The sequence below is a fragment of the Pantoea sp. App145 genome, from assembly GCF_047947045.1.
Lineage (GTDB): Bacteria > Pseudomonadota > Gammaproteobacteria > Enterobacterales > Enterobacteriaceae > Pantoea.
Map to the genome: position 1 here is coordinate 342,378 of NZ_CP133290.1, position 20,613 is coordinate 362,990.

The window sequence follows — 20,613 nt, forward strand, 5'->3', positions numbered from 1 at the left end:
GCGGCTGAAAAAAGGTTTATAATCCGGCCGTTATTTGACTTGCCCGGTTAAGTAGCGCTAATAACAATAGTGCGGCAGATGTGGTTTTTGCCGCCTCACAACACACAACTCACAAATAATAAATGGGGTAATTATGGCTTTCTCACAGATTCGTCGCCAGCTGGTGATGGGCGTGATGGCGGTGGCGTTAGTCGCTGGCTTCAACGTGAAAACCTTTGCGGCAGAAAATCTGCTCAATAAAGTTAAAGAGCGCGGTACGCTGCTGGTGGGGCTGGAAGGGACGTATCCACCGTTCAGCTTCCAGGATGAAAACGGCAAGCTGACCGGTTTTGAGGTGGAGTTTGCTCAGCAACTGGCTCAGCATCTCGGCGTCAAAGCCAGCCTGAAACCGACCAAATGGGACGGCATGCTGGCGGCACTGGATTCAAAACGCATTGACGTCGTCATCAACCAGGTCACTATTTCTGACGAGCGTAAGAAGAAATATGACTTCTCCACGCCATACACCATTTCTGGTGTGCAGGCGCTGACGCTGAAGAAAAACGCGGGCAGCATCAGTAAGCCGGAAGATCTCTCGGGTAAGAAAGTGGGCGTTGGCCTCGGTTCTAACTATGAACAATGGCTGCGCGATAACGTCAAGGGTGTGGATATCCGCACCTACGATGATGACCCGACCAAATATCAGGATCTGCGTTCTGGCCGTCTTGATGCCATCCTGGTTGATCGCCTGGCTGCGCTGGATCTGGTGAAGAAAACCGGCGATACCATGGCAGTGGCCGGTCCGGCCTTCTCCCGTCTGGAATCGGGTGTGGCACTGCGTAAAGGCAATGATGATTTGCTGAACGCGATTAATGCCGCCATTGCTGAGATGCAAAAAGATGGCTCGCTGAGCAAGCTCTCCGAGAAATGGTTCGGCGCGGACGTCACTAAATAATGCAGGAAAGCCTACAACTGGTGCTGGATTCAGCACCATTTCTCCTTAAAGGCGCGGTGTTCACCCTTCAGCTGAGTATCGGCGGGATGTTCTTTGGCCTGATACTTGGCTTTGTGTTGGCATTGATGCGCCTGTCCCACTTCTGGCCAATTAACTGGCTGGCCCGCATTTACGTCTCGATCTTCCGCGGTACCCCGCTGATCGCCCAGCTGTTTATGATCTACTACGGTCTGCCGCAGTTCGGTATCGAGCTGGACCCGATTCCTTCCGCGATGATTGGCCTGTCGCTTAACACCGCAGCCTATGCCTCGGAATCGCTGCGTGGTGCCATTGCGGCGATTGAGCGTGGACAGTGGGAAGCGGCCGCCAGTATCGGTATGACGCCGTGGCAGACACTGCGGCGCGTGATCCTGCCGCAGGCGGCGCGGACGGCATTGCCGCCGCTGGGCAATAGCTTTATCAGCCTGGTGAAAGACACCTCGCTGGCAGCGACCATTCAGGTGCCGGAGTTATTCCGTCAGGCGCAGCTGATCACCTCGCGTACCCTTGAGGTGTTTACCATGTATCTGGCCGCGTCGGTGATTTACTGGGTGATGGCCACGGTACTTTCTGCCTTGCAGAACCGGCTGGAAGCGCATGTAAATCGTCAGGATCGGGAGGTGAAATGAGTGCCATTGAAGTTCGTCAGCTGGTGAAGCAATTTCACGGCCAGACGGTGCTGCACGGTATCGATCTGGACGTGGCTTCCGGCGAAGTCGTCGCCATTATCGGACCGAGTGGCTCGGGTAAAACCACGTTATTACGCAGTATCAACCTGCTGGAAGTGCCGGACAGTGGGCGCATCAGGGTCGGGGATATCTCGGTCGATGCCGCACTGGGCATCCACAAGCAAAAAGAGTTGGTACGGCGTCTGCGTCAGCAGGTTGGTTTTGTGTTCCAGAACTTCAATCTGTTTCCTCACCGCTCGGTGCTGGAAAATATCATTGAGGGGCCGGTAATCGTCAAAGGCGAGCCGAAAGCGGAAGCCATTGCGCGCGCGCGCTCGCTGCTGGAGAAAGTCGGCTTGCAGGGTAAGGAAGAGAGCTTCCCACGCCGGTTGTCCGGTGGACAGCAGCAGCGCGTGGCGATTGCGCGTGCGCTGGCGATGCGGCCGCAGGTGATTTTGTTTGATGAACCGACGTCCGCTCTCGATCCTGAGCTGGTGGGGGAGGTGCTGAATACCATTCGTGCGCTGGCGGAAGAGAAACGCACCATGGTCATCGTCACCCACGAAATGAGCTTTGCCCGTGATGTTGCTGACCGGGCGATCTTTATGGATCAAGGACGCATCGTAGAGCAGGGGCCGTCAAAGGCGCTGTTTAGCAACCCACAGCAGGCGCGTACCCGGCAATTTCTCGATAAATTCCTTAATCAATAATCCTCAACGCCGCAATTCAGTTGCGGCGTTTTTTTACTCTTCTGACTCGATTATTCCCTGGCTGAATAGTAGGTGAAATATTCTTAATTGTGAGGGGTGTTGATATTCTGTTGACAGTGATGGTGGTTACTCATCGTTTAAATAAATGAAGTAAATCATTAGCCTGCTTATTTACAAATAAAGATAAAACCACGTAACGCATTGTTATATCAGGACCAGTGAAAAACTTTTAAGAGTTTCGCTACAGTAATGCAACCTCTCCTGCCCGATAATCGCCCCTTAATCAAAAAAAGTACTCGCCATTTATCTGCCTCACATTTTTCACATTTCAGACCTACACAGCGGGAGTTAATCTTATGAATAACACCAGGAGCGATGAAATATTGTGGGTAAACACCCTCAAAGGGACCTGCATATTACTGGTTGTGCTCTATCACACGGTCTTACCCGGATTTGAGAATACGGTGCAGTATCTGTCGGCAGGATGGATTCCGGCTGAGTTATGGGTGAAGTTCAATACGGTATTGTCGCCACTGCGTATGCCCGCCTTTTTCTTTGTGTCGGGATTGCTGGCGGCAAACGGGATTATGAATCGCCCGTGGAAACAGGTATTTACCAGCCGGATTACCAACCTGTTCTATCTCTATATTTTATGGGGATTCATTCAGTGGTGGTCAATTGTTGGTATCTCCTCTGAAATTACCGGGCAGCGTATTTCCGAAAACCTGAATGCGGCGTATGCAGGTTCTTTACTTGAGTTTCTCAAGCTGACCTTCCTCGCGATGAGTACTTCCTGGTATCTGTATGGTCTGGGCATTTACTTCCTGCTCGCCAGGATCTTCCGTAAGCAGAAAATGGCGTTGCTGGTGGTGGCGGTGGTGCTGAATTATCTGGCCGTAGAGAAGATTATTCCTTTCTGGGGACCACAAAGCCTGGCGCAATATTTCCTGTTCTTCCTGATGGGGGCATTCTGGAGCCCGCTGATGCTGCGCCTGAGCGAATGGCGGCGTGAGAATATCGTGCCCTGGGCGCTGCTGGCGGCCATTGCCGGTGTCCATGTGATCTTCGGTATGAACCGCAGCCTGTTTATGTGCCTGATTGCGGTGCTGTGCAGCGTGGCAATTTGTCGCTGGCTGAATGCCCATTTCCGTATGAGCTGGCTCAACTGGATTGGGCGTAATACGTTACAGATTTACGTTATTCACCGCATCTTCATCGAGTTCTTTGGTATGTCGGCGATTCTGTTTGCCCAGCGTCATCATCTGTTCGAGCAAACATGGTTTTCCGTGCTGTGGGCATGTCTCTACCCGATAGCGATCGTCACCATCTGTTCGCTGTGCTCGGTACTGGTGTGGTCATTAACCAATCGTGGTCTGGGGCAGTCCTTGTTTGTCTTCCCGACTCTGATTGGTATGAAACGTAAGAAAACCGCTGCGTAGCAACGCGATTTATCGCGTAATAAGATCTGCAAAGCGGCCCTGTAACAGGGCCGCTTTGCTTTTCAATATCAACCAATGGTCATCAGGCTGGCGTTACCCCCGGCAGCGGCGGTATTGACGCTGAGCGAGCGCTCAATCAACAACCGTTCCAGCAGCAGATTGGTTTCGCCACGGGCAAAGCCCTGCACGGAAACAATCGCACCGTCACGCGCGGCAACCTGTTCGCACAGGCTACGCAGCTGATCGGCATCACCGTGGTAGATCACCGCGTCAAACTCACCGGCCAGCACATCTTTTGCCAGCGTAATACGTTGCTGAACCGCCGCAGGTAACGCGGCGCGCAGCGCCCGATGCAGTTCATCATCCGGCCACAACGCATGGCTGCCGACGCTGGTGACGGCTGCCAGTTGCGCCAGCGCATCCTGTTCATTATCGGCGATACACAATACCTGCTCACGTGGTAACAGGGTAAAGGTGTTGCGCTCTCCGGTCGGACCCGGCAGCACGCGCACCGTACCGGCCTGTGTCAGCTGTTCATAACGCTGTGTCAGGGCCAGTAGTTCAGGTTTGTCCTGTGCCCATTGTTGCAGTGCCTGATGGGCGCTGAGCAGCGTGGTGCGCAGCACGCTGTCCACCGGGCGCTCGGCATCCTGGCGATCAAAAGTCGTGCGCAGTGCAGCGTCCGGGCGGTTTGCCAGCAGACGATAGAGATAGAGCGGGCCGCCGGCTTTCGGACCGGTACCCGACAAGCCTTCACCCCCAAACGGTTGCACGCCGACCACGGCACCGACCATATTGCGGTTCACATACAGGTTGCCAACTTTCGCTCCGGCGGTGACCTGCGCAATGGTTTCATCGATACGGGTGTGTACGCCGAGCGTCAGGCCATAACCGGAGGCGTTGATCTGATCGATCAGCTGCGGCAGGTTATTGCGTGCGAAACGCACTACATGCAGCACCGGACCAAATACCTCTTTGTCGAGATCGCTGACCTGTTCCAACTCAATCAGCGTTGGTTTAACAAAGGTGCCCGTCGCCCATTCTTTGCTGTCCTGCGGATTTTCCTGTGCGGCCTGGTAAATGGTGAAGCCTTTACTGCGCATCGCCTGAATGTGACGCTCAATATTGGCTTTGGCTTCGGCATCAATTACCGGACCCACATCGGTGGAGAGGCGCTCCGGATTCCCCATGCGGCACTCGGCCATGGCACCACGCAGCATTTTCAACGTGTGATCGGCCACATCATCCTGCACACACAGCAAACGCAGGGCGGAGCAACGCTGTCCGGCACTATCAAACGCGGAGGCAACGATATCCACCACCACCTGCTCGGTCAGCGCTGAGGAATCCACGATCATCGCGTTCATCCCTCCGGTTTCGGCAATCAGCGGCGTTGGACGACCCTGCGGATCAAGACGACCGGCAAGATTGCGCTGCAGCAGGGTGGCGACGGCGGTAGAACCAGTGAACATTACACCGCGCACGCGTTCGTCTCCGGTCAACTGAGCACCCACGGTTTCCCCCAGGCCTGGCAACAGTTGCAGCACGCCAGACGGCACACCGGCATCCAGCATAATCTGTACTGCCTGGGCGGCGATCAGTGGCGTCTGCTCGGCCGGTTTCGCCAGCACGCTGTTGCCTGCGGCGAGGGCGGCGGCAATCTGGCCGCTGAAAATCGCCAGCGGGAAGTTCCACGGACTGATACACACCACCGGACCCAGCGGGCGATGGGTGACATTGTCGAAATCATCACGCACCATGCCCGCGTAGTAGTAGAGGAAATCCACCGCTTCACGCACTTCGGCGATGGCGTTGTTGTAGGTTTTGCCCGCCTCGCGCACCAGCAGGCCAATCAGTTGCTGCATCTGGCCTTCCATCATTTCGGCAGCGCGTTCCAGAATGGCGGCGCGTTCCTGCGGTGGGGTGGCAAACCAGATCGGACCGGCATTCACCGCGGCATCCAGTGCTTGTGACACCTCCTGGGACGTGGCTTCGCGCACGCTGCCCACCACATCAGCAGGAGCCGACGGGTTGAGCACCGGACGGCCGCTACCGGCACCCAGTTCACCGTCAATCAGCGGCTGGGCCTGCCACGGCTGGCTGGCGCTGTTCAGCAGGGCGCTGGACAACGACGCCAGACGGTGTTCGTTCGCCATGTCGAGACCGGCGGAGTTAACGCGTTTTTCACCATACAATTCGCGCGGCAACGGAATTTTCGTGTGCGGTAGGCCAATCGCCCCTTCGCTCGCACCCATTTTTTCCACCGCCGTGACCGGATCGGCCACCAGTTCATCAATCGGCAGCGAAGTATCGGCGATGCGGTTCACGAACGAGGTGTTAGCTCCGTTTTCCAGCAGACGGCGTACCAGATACGCCAGCAGGGTTTCATGGGTGCCGACGGGTGCATAAATTCGGCATGGGCGATTGAGTTTGCCATCCGCCACTTTGCCCACCACCTGCTCATACAAGGGTTCCCCCATGCCATGCAGGCACTGGAATTCGTACTGGCCTGGATAGTAGTTGTTACCTGCCAGCTGATAAATCGCCGCCAGCGTATGGGCATTATGGGTGGCAAACTGCGGATAGATCAGATTTGGCACCGCCAGCAGTTTGCGTGCACAGGCCAGGTAGGAGATATCGGTATACACCTTGCGGGTATAGACCGGGTAGCCTTCCAGGCCGTCGATCTGGGCGCGTTTGATTTCGCTGTCCCAGTAGGCGCCTTTCACCAGACGGATCATCAGGCGACGACGGCTGCGCTGAGCCAGATCCACCAGGTAATCAATCACGAACGGACAGCGTTTCTGGTAGGCCTGAATCACAAAGCCAATCCCGTTCCAGCCTTCCAGCTCCGGTTCAAAGCACAGTTTTTCCAGCAGATCGAGTGACAGTTCGAGACGGTCAGCTTCCTCGGCATCGATGTTAATGCCGATGTCGTAAGAGCGCGCCAGCAGCGTCAACGATTTCAGCGTCGGGTAGAGTTCTTCCATCACACGTTCATACTGCGCGCGGCTGTAGCGTGGATGCAGTGCCGACAATTTGATGGAGATACCCGGGCCTTCGTAAATGCCACGACCATTAGAGGCCTTACCAATGGCATGAATGGCCTGCTGATAGGAGACCAGGTAGGCTTTGGCATCACTGGCGGTAAGTGCCGCCTCGCCCAGCATATCGTAAGAATAACGGAAGCCTTTTTCTTCCAGCTTGCGTGCGTTAGCCAGCGCTTCCGCGATGGTTTCACCGGTCACAAACTGTTCCCCCATCAGACGCATCGCCATATCCACACCTTTGCGGATCAACGGCTCACCGCTCTTACCAATGATGCGGTTAAGGGAACGGGACAGGTTAGCCTCATTGTGGGTGGACACCAGACGACCGGTGAACAACAGGCCCCAGGTGGCGGCATTAACGAACATCGACGGACTGCGACCGAGATGCGACTGCCAGTTGCCATTGCTGATTTTGTCGCGGATGAGTGCATCACGCGTCGGTTTATCTGGAATACGTAGCAAAGCCTCGGCCAGACACATCAGCGCCACCCCTTCCTGAGAAGAGAGGGAGAACTCCTGCAACAAACTTTGCACCATTCCGGCGCGCCCGGTTGCACCTTTTTGATGCCGAAGTTTATCGGCGAGGGTGTAAGCCAGCTGATGGGTTTTTTCCGCCAGCGGGGCCGGGAGGCGTGCCTGTTCCAGCAGCATCGGGACGGCATCGGTTTCCGGACGACGCCATGCGGCGGTAATGGCTGAACGTGTCACCGACTGTGGCAGGATATGCTCGGCGAAATCAAGGAACGGTTGCAGGGGTTCTTCAGCTGACGCGTCTTCCTGCACAGTGTCGCTGGATTGCAATGGAATCTCTGGCAGCGAATCCCCGGCCTCAAGTTGCGCCAGATAGTTAAAAATCGCCTGTTTAATCAACCAGTGTGGCGTGCGATCGATCTTCTGCGCTGCCAGTTTAATGCGATCGCGGGTGGCGTCATCCAGCTTCACCCCCATGGTGGTGGTTCCCATGCTTTCCTGTTCCTCAAAAAGAATAGTTTGATGTCCGGTGTGAACTGCACTATCACTTATGTTGCAACTTTGTGCAACCTTGTTAATTGTGCGCTAAGTCATTGGTCTGGGGTTTGTTGCAAGAATCTCGCCAGGGTTGCACCTTTCGTGGTTGTAAATTCATTGGGTGCAACCGTCTGTGGCGCGGAATGAAAGGCATTGTACCGGCCACCGCTTTGCGGCAGGATACCGCGGCTTTATGGAAATCGAATAATAAGTGGAGAGATAAAATGAATGTCAGTACACCGATGCTGGTGACTTTTGTTGTTTATATCCTCGGGATGGTGTTGATCGGGTTTGCGGCATATCGTTCAACCAAAAACTTTGATGATTATATTCTCGGTGGCCGCAGCCTTGGCAGCGTGGTAACGGCGCTCTCTGCAGGGGCGTCAGATATGAGTGGCTGGCTGCTGATGGGGTTGCCAGGTGCCATTTTTCTCTCGGGCATTTCTGAGAGCTGGATTGCCATCGGCCTGACTATCGGTGCCTGGCTGAACTGGAAAATCGTTGCCGGACGTCTGCGTGTACAGACGGAGCATCATAACAATGCCCTGACGCTGCCAGACTTCTTTACCAGCCGCTTTGAGGACCACAGCAAAATTCTGCGGGTGATCTCTGCGCTGATCATTCTTATCTTCTTCACCATTTATTGTGCTTCAGGAGTGGTTGCCGGCGCGCGTCTGTTTGAAAGCACCTTCGGTATGGATTACCAGACGGCGTTATGGGCCGGTGCTGCGGCCACTATCCTCTATACCCTGGTGGGGGGCTTCCTGGCGGTGAGCTGGACTGACACCGTTCAGGCCAGCCTGATGATCTTCGCGCTGATCCTGACGCCAGTGATTGTGATTGTTGCGGTGGGTGGCCTGTCCGACTCGCTGGCGGTGATTGAAGCCAAAAGCCTGGAAAACCTCAACATGCTGAAAGGGCTGGACTTTGTGGCGATTGTCTCGTTACTCGGTTGGGGGCTGGGTTATTTCGGTCAACCGCATATCCTGGCGCGTTTTATGGCTGCCGACTCCCATCGTTCCATCCGCAGCGCGCGTCGGATTGGGATGACCTGGATGATCCTGTGCCTGGCAGGCGCAGTGGCAGTGGGCTTTTTCGGTATTGCTTACTTCCAGAACCATCCTGACCAGGCTGGCGGTGTCAGTCAGAACGGTGAGCGCGTGTTTATCGAACTGGCGCGCATCCTGTTCAATCCGTGGATTGCCGGTATTCTGCTGTCGGCCATTCTGGCGGCAGTCATGTCAACGCTGAGTTGCCAGTTGCTGGTGTGTTCCAGTGCGCTGACGGAAGATCTTTATAAAGGTTTCCTGCGGAAAAATGCCAGTCAGCGGGAGCTGGTTTGGGTGGGACGTCTGATGGTGTTAGTGATTGCCTTGATTGCAATCGCGCTGGCTGCAAATCCGGAAAATCGGGTGTTGGGTCTGGTGAGTTATGCCTGGGCCGGTTTTGGCGCTGCCTTTGGTCCGGTGGTGCTATTTGGTGTGTGCTGGCAACGCATGACACGTAACGGTGCGCTGGTGGGCATGATTATCGGCGCAGCGACGGTGCTGGTGTGGAAACATTTTGCCTGGCTGGATCTGTATGAAATTATCCCAGGTTTCCTGTTTGCCAGTATCGCGATTGTGGTGGTGAGTCTGATGGGCCGGGCACCCTCGCAGGAGGCGCAACTGCGTTTCGCAGCGGCAGAAGCCGAGTATCAGACTAAATAAGCCTCAGCCCGCCTCATTTGATGGGGCGGGTTTTATTGCAGTGCCATAGAGATGAGGTGTTCAACCGAGGGTGAATATATTTTCCAGGGTAAAACAATTATCCCACCTGCCGATTGTTGACCAGTTGGTTAATAAACACACAGCACGTTTTACCACATCAGATGCGCAGGCTTCATCCCCGTCAGGTTTTCCTGAGTTTCGCATGGCACCTGCGGTTTCCGAATCCTCCTAAAAAGTTCAGACCAACCTGAAATAACTAACCAATTGATAGTTATCATAAATTTAATTTAAGATGCAGACCGGGTGCATGCCACAGTCACTTTTTGTTAGCCGATAGTTAAAATTACTGTTGCAAAGGACCGTAAATATGATGCACTTTAATCATAAGCGTTGTCAGAAGTGTGGCTAAGGTCACTGGAGTTCGCGCATGATTCGGTCCTTCAAAGGACAGGTAAATACCCTCCAACATACGCAGTCCACTGCGGGGGATTTCTTCCCTCGAAAGTTTCCTCTTCGTTTTTCAATCTTCAGACTTTTTCAGGCCCCAATTCATTACCGGTGCACGGCAGCGTTTTGGCGTTGTTGTACACCTTTCTCAATGGCTAGAAACGGCTCTAAAGGAAGCCACGTAAACCTCTAAAGCGTTCACGTCATCGCAACAGGAAAGCCCCTGCGGCGATAAATGAAACCAACTGTAAGGTGCCACTATGGGAAGACAGAAAGCAGTGATCAAAGCGCGTCGCGAAGCAAGAAGAGTAATTCGTAATGACTCTCGCAGTCATCGTCAGCGTGAAGAAGAATCGGTCACTTCGCTGGTGCAGATGGGTGGGCTGGATGCAATTGGTATGGCGCGGGATGTACGCGATCGTTCACCAATTGAGGCCAGAAATGATGCTCAGGCGCACTATCTTAATGCCATAGAAACGAAACAGCTTATTTTCGCCACCGGTGAAGCCGGCTGCGGAAAAACCTGGATTAGCGCAGCCAAAGCGGCCGAGGCGCTGATACATAAGGACATCGACAGGATAATCGTTACGCGCCCGGTTCTGCAGGCGGATGAAGATCTCGGTTTCCTCCCCGGAGATATTTCCGAGAAATTCGCCCCTTATTTCCGGCCGGTCTATGACGTTCTGGTTAAACGTCTTGGCGCTTCCTTTATGCAGTACTGCCTGCGTCCCGAAATCGGCAAGGTGGAGATCGCGCCCTTCGCGTATATGCGCGGACGCACCTTCGAAAATGCCGTAGTGATTCTGGATGAGGCGCAGAACGTCACCGCCGCGCAGATGAAGATGTTTCTGACGCGCCTTGGTGAGAACGTGACGGTCATCGTCAACGGTGATATCACCCAATGTGATCTACCGCGTGGCGTGCTATCAGGCCTTGCAGATGCGCTGGCGCGCTTCGAAGAGGATGAGATGATTGGGGTTGTCCGTTTTGCTAAAGACGACTGTGTCCGTTCAGCACTCTGCCAGCGCACGCTGCATGCTTACAGTTAACCATTGAGAATCAGGACAGTAGACAAAACCCGGCTCAGGCCGGGTTTTTTTGTGCTAAATGTTGTTGGACAACCTGACGTAAAGTGCTGAGAGCGTACATTTCGACTGGTGACGGAAGCGCAACGCTCCCAACCGCACCGACTGAGTAAGCCACAATCATTGTTCTGCGCCTGGGCAGCTTGATGCTGGACTGGCGCAGGGAAACTATACCAATGAATAATAAACGGTAATCATCAAGGGTTAGCTGATAGATTTCAGACCGGTTATCTGTGTCTATTCTCTCCAGCAAGTTGATTTTTATATGAGAAAATTAATATAAATGAAATTTTCCTTAACTAAGATTTTTCCTGGAGTTATCATGCCCTTTTTGTGAAAGGGACGTTGCCATGAAAAACTTGCGAAGGACTCCGGAAAGTGAACCTGTCTCCCATCCAGGAATGTTTGAGGTCTACAAGATCAGAAACTCTGTATGCTTATCACGTTTACACACTCCGGATGGACCCAGCGTGAACTCAGATCCAGAAAATGATGCTGTGAAACCTGTCGCAGAGAGGTCTCCCGAGATGATTGCTTATTTCCTTCGTGCTGGGTACTGAGTTCACAAAACTCAATCTTAAAGAACCGTATCGTTGCATTTTATGGATCCGGTTCGTAAAAAAGCCCGCAGCAGCGGGCGAAATTCTTTATATGGGACTATCCATGTAATTTTTACCAGATACGCCGGTAATGCTTCATTCCGCCACACCTTCCCGGCATCTAAATTTCTTTTCCTGACCATCCCTTCCCAGAAAGATCCTACGATCTACTTGATCGATTCTATCGATCGATAATGCATGTCTGCACATGCAGTAATCAGTAAGGGGTAATCACCATGCCACGTTACCGCGACATACAGATCGCCTTTCACCAGAGCATCAAGATGGACCCGATAGGGTAGAAGACAGTGAACACAACTGACTGCGTGGCAGAATTGGAGTGACATCATCATCACTGGTCATTACCTCTCTCACCCGAAGAATATGCAAAAAAAAAGTCTGAACGTAAGTTCAGACTCTTCTTCAAAATTGTGGCGGTGAGAGGGGGATTGACTCGCTTCGCTCGCCCTGCGGGCAGTTTGTTCGCTGTGCGCCCAAACTGTCCAACCGGCTGCGCCGGTTGTCGAACCCCTTCAGGGGGAACAGGAACGAATGGTAACATTATTAACTTCACAGGGCAGTTAGACCAAGGGGTGGTGAGTTCTTCGCTTGGTGGAACCGGAGGGGCATCATTTAGTAGCTATGGTGGTCTTGGACACTGAGCATCAGCTGGTGATGATGGAGGCTTTCCTGGCGGCGGTGGAGTGGGTGGTTCTAAGCCTGGCTCAGCTTTTGCGTCAGGAAAAGGTGCGAACAGGTATGTAATTATCGAGGAGTAAACCTAATGGAAACACCTGACTATGCAATGATCAAATCCGGCGATACGGAAATTATCAACGTCCTCGTGGCTGAGGATGGGTTTGAAATTGAAGGGTACTGCTTCATTAAAATAGAAGCTGGAGTGTTTGTAACTATTGGAATGAATTACGATAAAAACACTGGAGGGTTCAATTAACCCCTCCAAATTCCAATTAAGCTTTACTCAATTGTTTCGACTTTAATACCGTTCCTGTAAACATATGCGGATGAAATCTCCTGCAGGTCCTTATAGGGTAAATCCCCATTGATTATAATGATGGGGCATTTACTATCTGTTGATGACCTTAAGTCACTATCGCCAGGGACATGCTCCCAAACAGACCTGTTAAGAATTAAGTTAAGATAAGCCCTGACCCGAGTGCTGTTAAAAATCCTTGCACACTCAAATCCATTAACCTCCTTTATTCTGCTTGCCAATTCATGATTAGACTTCTGGATTGAAACCCAGTCCTTGAATTTGCTTATGTCTTTTTTGTATGTGTTAATCGATAGTGGAATGGAAATTAATATAATTACCAGTGTTACTAATCTTAATTTTTGAGCCTCGGAGACAATCAACTCTCCAATCAGTACAGCAAGAAGGAATGCCAGCTTAAACCTGTCGAATGTGTAGCTTGTTGCATGCTGAGCCAGTATGACATTCTCTACAAGCATAAACACGCAGAGCAGGATGGCAATTCTTGTTAAATTGTTCGATTTATTTCTACCTATAAATTTGTGTGCAATGTAAACAGGAATGACGAGCAGGAATAAAGAGAACGACTCATAGTATCCAAAGATGAGGTCTGTGAAGTTTGCATTCTCACCACTCCTGACGCTAAAGCGCGCCAGGGAGGCAGAAGTAAAGGTGGATAAATCCAAGGTGAGTAATAATTGCATACCAAAAATGAGCAGGGAGGCAACAAGAGATGACATGATACTGATTGCGAGCCTGTAGTCTCTGTTTGCTTTACTCAGAGTGAAATATAACAATGAAAGCCCACCCAGAACAAAGCCAGTCCACTCAGTCAAAGCGATCAGTAAACAAGACGCAAAAACAAAAAATAAAGAACTGCGAGTTTTACTTTCAATTCTGCGTGCAACTGAGAGCATGAATGCCGAGATAAGCAACTGGCTTAGTGATTGAGGCCAGTAAAGTATTCCAGAACTAGCCAGTGATTCTCGGGAAAGTATGAGTGGAGCACAAGCAATCGCTGCAAGAACAAAACCAAAACACCGTTCAGGTTTAAATAACTTTAAAATTAAAGAATAAGATATTATTGATGTTGAAATTAATATCAATAAGTTTATGTAAAACAAGCTTTGTATTGAGTAGTCAAGATTTAATGTTCTAATGAACATTTCTGGAACTAAGAAACCAAAACTGGGAAAACTAGTATAGATATAGCCACCGGATTTGTCAGGAACTGCCGCCCCCCAAGGGATGTTAGAATTTACGGCGCCACCCAATGTAACAAGCGGCAAGAAATGATGTTCTGAAAAGTTTCTCTCCGAAATTGACTTGGCAATTAACAGAACGTGATATGATGCCTCAATGTTTTCGATGCCATTGTCGTCCTTCATATTCTTATACTTTATTAGGCTTGAAGCTAAAACCATAATCAACAATATGGACACGCCAAATATATTGTACTTATGTAATTTCATGTTAATTCTCAATCAATATCCATGATAAAAACCGCTATCTAATGAAATGATATCACTCAAATCAGATAAGAACACAAGTCATTGACACAGAGAGAGACCACTTTGCCTTCTGTAGTCACCACTCCCACAACCAACTAAATTCCCTTTCCCGCCAATCCCTTCACGCATCCCGGTCACCTTCCACTTGATCAGTTCCGCCGATCAATAATGCTGTGTGTATATACAGTATCTATTGGAGGGTGCACCATGCCCCCGCGAACTCGACATCCCATACGCTTTCACGCTTGAAGTTATCCGTAATCAAAGGGGTTTGCTGACTGTCAAGACTTCAGTGTTCCGGACTGAGCTTCACAAGCTTAATCATGACTGGCCCCTGCAGCGCTGCAACGAGTGGTTTACCCGCAAGCAGACTTTCTTCAAGGACATCACTGATGGCGATGGTGCCGATCGCACCTATGTTTTACGCAACATGGGGAGGGTGCTCTGATGGGATTTCCTTCACCGGTGAATGATTATGTCGAGCCACGCCTCGACCTGAATCAGATATTCATGCCGAACCGGGCAAACACGTTCATGATTGAAACTGCAACGGGCTGTCTGCTCGTTGACCAGGTGGTTAAGGTGAGGCCTGGCGATTTGGTCGTCTTCCAGATTGATGGATGCCAGATGATTGGGAAGTGGTACCCGAAATACCTGATGACCGATGACGGGATTATCGAAGCTGATGCGCTGGAGAATGTGATCGTGTTGGGAGTGGTGAGAAGGGGATTGACTCGCTTCGCTTGCCCTGCGGGCAGTTTATTCGCTGCGCGCCCAAACTGTCCAACCGGCTGCGCCGGTTGTCGAACCCCGTCGGGGGTTCTCACCCTCTCTCACCCGAAGAATATGCAAAAAAAAAGTCTGAACGTAAGTTCAGACTCTTCTTCAAAATTGTGGCGGTGAGAGGGGGATTCGAACCCCCGATACGTTGCCGTATACACACTTTCCAGGCGTGCTCCTTCAGCCACTCGGACACCTCACCACATTTTTTGCTGCTGACCTTGGCGGGTCAACGGGGCGCTACTATAGGGAGTTCGCCTAAAAGGGTCAAGCCCTATTTTCTCCTTTTTTTCTATTCGCTTAAGCCCTGAGCGAATCGCTTTAACCCTGTGCGCTTTGGTTATCCTGTCATCAAAATATTGCATGTCAGTCACAGAAGTGTCACTAAATTGTCGCAGACTTGTCCGCGGAAACATTTGGTTATATTTGTGAATAAGGATGCTTATAAATGAAACATATACCTCTGATTACGGTTCCACTTATCGCTTCACTGTTTGCTTCGGCTGCGGTGGCGGATGAGGCAACTTACTCCCGCGCCGCAACCGGCGATTTGACGCAGCACGGCGGTGCGCGTCGTCTGACGGGGGATCAAACTGAAGCATTGAAAGCCTCGCTCAGCAACAGCACGGCTAAAAACGTGATTCTGCTGATTGGTGATGGCATGGGGGATTCAGAAATCACCGCAGCACGTAACCAGGCGATGGGGGCCGGTGGCTTCTTCCCGGGTATCGATGCGTTACCGCTCACCGGCCAGTACACCCACTATTCTCTGGATAAGAAAACCCACAAACCAAACTACGTCACGGATTCAGCCGCTTCTGCCACGGCTTGGGCTACCGGGACCAAATCCTATAACGGTGCCATTGGCGTTGATGTGAACGGTAAAGATCAGACCACGCTGCTGGAGCTGGCAAAAGCAGCGGGCAAGGCGACCGGTAACGTTTCTACTGCGGAATTGCAGGATGCGACACCTGCGGCACTGATCGCCCATGTGACCTCACGTAAATGTTATGGCCCGGAAAAAACCAGTGAGCTATGCCCGACCAATGCGCTGGAGCAGGGTGGGAAGGGTTCAATTACCGAACAGATGCTGAAAACCCGCGCGGATGTCACGCTGGGCGGCGGAGCGAAATCCTTCAGCGAAGTGGCGAAAGCGGGTGAATATCAGGGCAAAACCCTGCGTGAGCAGGCGCAGGCTATGGGTTATCAGCTGGTGGATAATCTTGATGGTATGAATGCTGTGCAGCAGGCAGACCAAAGCAAGCCAGTGCTGGGGCTGTTTGCGGAAGGCAATATGCCGGTACGCTGGCAGGGGCCAAAAGCCAGCTATCACGGTAACCTGGATAAGCCGGTGGTCACCTGTGAAGTGAATAAAGATCGCCCGGCAACTACGCCGACACTGGCGCAGATGACCAAAAAGGCACTGGACTTGCTCAGTCAAAATGACAAAGGTTTCTTCCTGCAGGTTGAGGGGGCATCGATTGATAAACAGGATCATGCTGCCAATCCCTGTGGTCAGATAGGTGAAACCGTGGACCTGGACGAAGCGGTACAGCAGGCACTGGCCTTTGCCCGCCAGCACGGAGACACGCTGGTGGTGGTGACTGCGGACCACGCTCACAGTAGCCAGATTATCGAAAATGGCACCAAAGCGCCGGGACTGACGCAGGCTGTTAACACCAAAGATGGCGCGGTGATGACCATCAGCTACGGTAATTCAGAAGAGGATTCGCAGGAACATACCGGCACTCAGCTGCGTATTGCTGCTTACGGCCCTCATGCGGCCAATGTGGTGGGTCTGACAGATCAGACTGACCTGTTCTTTACCCTGCGGGATGCGATGGGGATTAAGTAACGCATTAATCTTACGCGATAAAAAATCCACGCAATCGCGTGGATTTTTTCGTATTTGATTGCGGTAAGAACAGTCTTCATCATAAAGAACAGCGTCTTAGTGACTGGGTTGCCCAACGGTGGTTTTTAAATCTTTACCCGCGAACTCATACTGATAATTGAATTTACCATTACATCGGCCATATGAATGCGGATGAGTAAGCTCGCCTTGTTTCCCGTTTGAAGTGACGTAGGGTGGTGAAACGGTGATTTGCGCGACTTCCGGAATAGAACAGGTTGCAACATTCTTATAATACTCAATCCACCCCGCCTGGTTGTTTCTTAATGTTCCTGAACCCGCAGGCAGGCGCCATGCACCAATCTGTGTTTCATCCTTACTCCCTTCTTCTTTGACGAAACCGTACCAGGTATTCGTGTCATGGTTATCACGGCGAACTTCAAACAGATATTTTTTACCTGTCTTGATCGGATACAGGGTAGAACAACTCACACCGTGACCGCCATCAGCACCCAGGCGACAGTGCTGACTGTCCAGTACAGCCGTTCCGTTAATAAAAGAAGAGAAAATCAACATATATTGTTCGGTTGTGTGTGGTTGCAAACCAATATAACCAACGGCACTGGTACCAGTGAAAGAAAATTGATTTGCAAAATAATAACCAGCAGTGTCTGGGGCCTTGTTAACCGTTAACGGCAGGGTGAGGCTGGTAATATTGTCCGCATTGACAGACCAGTTCCATCCGGCCACACCACCTGGGGTTATAGCGCAGACATTGCTTGTTAAACAGGTGGTTACAGCCAGGGCAAAAAAAGAATATTTCATGTTTCTCCTCCATGAATAAATCAAGTGTGCTGAATATCTGGCAGTGGCTAATTATTAGTTGAATTTTGTTTTGTGCAAATTTCGATAGAAAAAAACTCTTTCTGAGTGGTGTTGAATATTAAGATAATTTTCTGCTTAAAGTTCGGTAATGTAACAGTATGTGGGATAGATGTTTTCTTTTGGGAATCACAGAAATGTCTTAGCTGTTATTTCATCAGCGACAATGAATAAGACAGCAGGAGAGCGAGGAAAAGGGACTAATTAGCGGTGGTGTGTAAAGAAAAATCCACGCAACTGCGTGGGTTTTTGGTTCGCGAAGGAGAGCTCGCAATACTGGTGCCATTGTTAAAGCCAGATCATTCAATGTTGACTTCAACGGTCAGATTCGCGCGTTCTTTTTTCCAGATAAGGTTACGGAACTGGGTGCCGGCAATAACCGTGATCATCACAGAACTACCCGATGCAAGATTTCCTAAAACTCTGGAGCCGGTGAGGAAAAATCCCTGGAGTGTCTTCAATCTGTAAACCGTATTGAAGCTAATTGACAAAATGCCGGGTAATAATAGCGGTAATAAAAAAGCCCATGCAATTTGCATGGGCCTGATTTTTGACGTCAGCTTATAAGAAGTAAATCAGACGTTAAACAGGAAGTTCATCACATCGCCATCTTTCACGATGTATTCTTTGCCTTCTGAACGCATTTTTCCTGCTTCCTTCGCACCTTGTTCACCCTTGTAAGTGACAAAGTCATCAAATGCGATGGTCTGGGCGCGGATAAAGCCTTTTTCGAAGTCGGTGTGGATCTTGCCAGCGGCCTGTGGAGCCGTTGCGCCTACCGGGATGGTCCAGGCACGCACTTCTTTGACGCCTGCGGTGAAGTAAGTCTGCAGGTTGAGCAGGGTGTAACCGGCGCGGATAACGCGGTTCAGACCTGGTTCTTCCAGACCCAGCTCCGCCATAAACTCAGCACGCTCTTCATCATCCAGCTCGGCGATATCTGATTCGACAGCCGCACATACCGGTACTACGACAGAGCCTTCAGCGTCAGCAATCGCACGAACCTGGTCGAGGTAAGGGTTGTTATCGAAACCATCTTCGTTGACGTTGGCGATGTACATGGTTGGCTTGAGCGTCAGGAAGCTCAGATAACGGATGGCGGCTTTTTCATCGGCATCCAGATCCAGTGAACGCAGCATACCGGCGTTTTCCAGATGCGGCAGGCACTTCTCCAGCGCAGCCAGTTCAGCTTTTGCGTCTTTATCTCCGCCTTTGGCTTTCTTCTGCACACGCTGAATAGCGCGTTCGCAGGTATCGAGATCCGACAGCGCCAGTTCGGTGTTGATAACGTCAATGTCTTCAGCCGGGTTTACTTTGCCTGCAACGTGAATGATATTGTCATTCTCAAAGCAACGTACCACATGGCCGATAGCTTCGGTTTCGCGGATATTGGTCAGGAATTTGTTGCCGAGACCTTCACCTTTCGACGCACCTTCAACCAGACCGGCGATATCGACGAATTCCATGGTGGTTGGCACAACACGCTGCGGCTTAACGATGTCGCTCAGTTGATCAAGACGCGGGTCGGGCATAGGCACCACACCGGTATTGGGTTCGATGGTGCAGAACGGAAAGTTGGCTGCTTCGATACCCGCTTTAGTCAGCGCGTTGAACAGGGTGGATTTACCGACGTTCGGCAGGCCCACAATACCGCATTTAAATCCCATGGTCTGATTACCTTTCTCACTGAGGGTGCAGCGCTGGCTGGCAACGCTGACAGATTCTAAAAATTTCGCGCATTATACACAGAAATGCTGCTGTGCGGCGCGGGAATTGGCGTTAACCGGCTTTGAAAGCGTGCAGGCGGTTCATCGCCTTTATTTTGTCTTCTTTCAGCCAGAGTTCAGTGCAACGCACCGCTTCATCAATGGCATCATCAATCAACTTCTGCTCGCTGGTGGGCGGTTTACCCAGCACAAATCCGGTGACTTTATTGCGATCTCCAGGGTGGCCAATGCCAACACGCAAACGGTGAAAGTTATTGTTATTCCCCAGTTTGCTGATGATGTCTTTCAGCCCGTTATGGCCGCCGTGGCCGCCACCCTGCTTAAATTTTGCGATGCCAGGCGGCAAATCCAGCTCATCATGTGCGACCAGAATCTCTTCCGGCGCAATACGGTAAAAGGTCGCCATCGCTGCCACCGCTTTGCCACTCAGGTTCATAAATGTGGTCGGTACCAGCAGGCGCACATCTTCTCCTGCCAGCGACAGCCGGGCGGTATAGCCAAAGAATTTGGGTTCGTCTTTCAGAGACTGATTGTAGCGCTCTGCCAGCAGATCCACATACCAGGCGCCAGCGTTATGGCGCGTGGCGGCATATTCGGCGCCGGGATTCGCCAGTCCGACAATCAGTTTAATGCTGCTCACGATGGTTATCCTGTCTCGATCACGAAAGGGCGATAGTTTACTGCGTGCCCGAGAAGATGACAAAGGGCGAGGCTGAAGAATAGTGACGCTTCGTTATTTATCATTTTCTATCGAAATCAATCCGATAAGCGGTAAAGTTTTGTCAGAATTGTGAAAGATGTGTGATCCTGTACGCATATTAACCGCCTGGTATTGCCTAAACTTATGGTCAGTTAACGTTATGTGCTGTTCTGAGCTTTGCTCATAAGGAAGGAGGTAAACCATGAAACGTCATCATACTCGCTATATTGGTAACGGCCTGATGTGTCTCGGCTTACTCACCATGGTGCTCGGCGTCGGGTATTCGATCATTAATCAAATTCCTTCGCTGAATCTGCCGCAATTTCTGGCGCATGGCGCAATGTTCAGCATCTTTATCGGTGCGCTGCTGTGGCTGGTTGGCGCACGCGTCAGCGGACGTGAAAAAGTAGAAGACCGTTATTTCTGGTTGCGGCATTACGGCGATAAACGTTGCCGCCGCAATACCCATCATTCTTAAC

General features: G+C 51.4%; 16 protein-coding genes and 1 tRNA gene. 10 read left to right on the forward strand and 7 right to left on the reverse strand.

Features of this window, described 5'->3' with window-relative positions; translation table 11 throughout:
• Positions 1-133: 133 nt before the first annotated feature.
• The 4 genes from tcyJ (at position 134) to RCF31_RS01535 (ending at position 3,790) form a co-directional block, all read left to right on the forward strand.
• Positions 134-934, forward strand: coding sequence for a cystine ABC transporter substrate-binding protein (gene tcyJ, locus RCF31_RS01520; RefSeq protein WP_208715439.1), 801 nt, complete (start codon positions 134-136; stop codon positions 932-934).
• Positions 934-1,602, forward strand: a complete 669-nt coding sequence (gene tcyL / locus RCF31_RS01525) for a cystine ABC transporter permease (protein ID WP_084875548.1) — start codon at positions 934-936, stop codon at positions 1,600-1,602. Before tcyJ ends, tcyL begins: the two co-directional genes overlap by 1 nt.
• Positions 1,599-2,351 carry an L-cystine ABC transporter ATP-binding protein TcyN gene (tcyN, locus tag RCF31_RS01530; protein WP_084875546.1) on the forward strand — a complete coding sequence of 251 codons (753 nt, stop codon included), beginning with the start codon at positions 1,599-1,601 and terminating at the stop codon, positions 2,349-2,351. Before tcyL ends, tcyN begins: the two co-directional genes overlap by 4 nt.
• Positions 2,352-2,707: 356 nt before the next feature.
• Positions 2,708-3,790 (forward strand): acyltransferase family protein, encoded by a 1,083-nt coding sequence (locus RCF31_RS01535; RefSeq protein ID WP_299451673.1) that lies wholly within the window; start codon positions 2,708-2,710, stop codon positions 3,788-3,790.
• 68 nt (positions 3,791-3,858) lie between these two features.
• Here the strand turns inward: RCF31_RS01535 and putA are convergent, their stop codons facing one another.
• On the reverse strand, positions 3,859-7,803 hold the full coding sequence (gene putA / locus RCF31_RS01540) for a trifunctional transcriptional regulator/proline dehydrogenase/L-glutamate gamma-semialdehyde dehydrogenase (protein WP_416412257.1): 3,945 nt from the start codon (positions 7,801-7,803) through the stop codon (positions 3,859-3,861).
• Between the two features lie 269 nt (positions 7,804-8,072).
• Between putA and putP the strand changes: the two genes are divergently transcribed.
• From putP to RCF31_RS01555, 3 genes are all read left to right on the forward strand, one after another.
• Entirely contained in the window at positions 8,073-9,557 is a 1,485-nt protein-coding gene (gene putP, locus RCF31_RS01545) for a sodium/proline symporter PutP (protein WP_416412259.1), read from the forward strand.
• Positions 9,558-10,264: 707 nt separating this feature from the next.
• Entirely contained in the window at positions 10,265-11,053 is a 789-nt protein-coding gene (gene phoH, locus RCF31_RS01550) for a phosphate starvation-inducible protein PhoH (RefSeq protein ID WP_084875535.1), read from the forward strand.
• Positions 11,054-12,472: 1,419 nt separating this feature from the next.
• Positions 12,473-12,643, forward strand: a complete 171-nt coding sequence (locus tag RCF31_RS01555; protein ID WP_416412260.1) for a hypothetical protein — start codon at positions 12,473-12,475, stop codon at positions 12,641-12,643.
• Positions 12,644-12,666: 23 nt separating this feature from the next.
• Here the strand turns inward: RCF31_RS01555 and RCF31_RS01560 are convergent, their stop codons facing one another.
• A complete protein-coding gene (locus RCF31_RS01560; protein ID WP_416412261.1) occupies positions 12,667-14,154 on the reverse strand; it encodes a hypothetical protein in 1,488 nt (495 codons plus the stop codon).
• Between the two features lie 486 nt (positions 14,155-14,640).
• Here RCF31_RS01560 and RCF31_RS01565 point away from each other — a divergent pair, with 486 nt between their 5' ends.
• Entirely contained in the window at positions 14,641-15,096 is a 456-nt protein-coding gene (locus RCF31_RS01565) for a hypothetical protein (protein ID WP_416412262.1), read from the forward strand.
• On the opposite strand, the gene RCF31_RS01570 is transcribed toward RCF31_RS01565, so the two are convergent.
• Positions 15,088-15,175: transfer RNA gene (locus RCF31_RS01570), tRNA-Ser, on the reverse strand. The two genes, RCF31_RS01565 and RCF31_RS01570, sit on opposite strands and share 9 nt — an antisense overlap.
• 246 nt (positions 15,176-15,421) lie before the next feature.
• On the opposite strand from RCF31_RS01570, the gene phoA reads away from it, so the two are divergent.
• Positions 15,422-16,828: an alkaline phosphatase gene (phoA, locus tag RCF31_RS01575; RefSeq protein ID WP_416412264.1), complete on the forward strand. Its 1,407-nt coding sequence runs from the start codon at positions 15,422-15,424 to the stop codon at positions 16,826-16,828.
• A gap of 96 nt (positions 16,829-16,924) precedes the next feature.
• On the opposite strand, the gene RCF31_RS01580 is transcribed toward phoA, so the two are convergent.
• The 4 genes from RCF31_RS01580 to pth form a co-directional block, all read right to left on the reverse strand.
• Positions 16,925-17,650 carry a DUF3472 domain-containing protein gene (locus RCF31_RS01580; protein ID WP_416412265.1) on the reverse strand — a complete coding sequence of 242 codons (726 nt, stop codon included), beginning with the start codon at positions 17,648-17,650 and terminating at the stop codon, positions 16,925-16,927.
• A 356-nt stretch (positions 17,651-18,006) separates the two neighbouring features.
• A complete protein-coding gene (locus RCF31_RS01585) occupies positions 18,007-18,246 on the reverse strand; it encodes a hypothetical protein (protein ID WP_416412267.1) in 240 nt (79 codons plus the stop codon).
• Positions 18,247-18,282: 36 nt separating this feature from the next.
• Positions 18,283-19,374, reverse strand: coding sequence for a redox-regulated ATPase YchF (gene ychF, locus RCF31_RS01590; protein WP_299451663.1), 1,092 nt, complete (start codon positions 19,372-19,374; stop codon positions 18,283-18,285).
• Positions 19,375-19,486: 112 nt separating this feature from the next.
• On the reverse strand, positions 19,487-20,074 hold the full coding sequence (gene pth / locus RCF31_RS01595) for an aminoacyl-tRNA hydrolase (protein ID WP_313690272.1): 588 nt from the start codon (positions 20,072-20,074) through the stop codon (positions 19,487-19,489).
• 262 nt (positions 20,075-20,336) lie between these two features.
• Between pth and ychH the strand changes: the two genes are divergently transcribed.
• On the forward strand, positions 20,337-20,612 hold the full coding sequence (ychH, locus tag RCF31_RS01600) for a stress-induced protein YchH (protein ID WP_299451661.1): 276 nt from the start codon (positions 20,337-20,339) through the stop codon (positions 20,610-20,612).
• The last annotated feature ends 1 nt before the right edge of the window (position 20,613 follow it).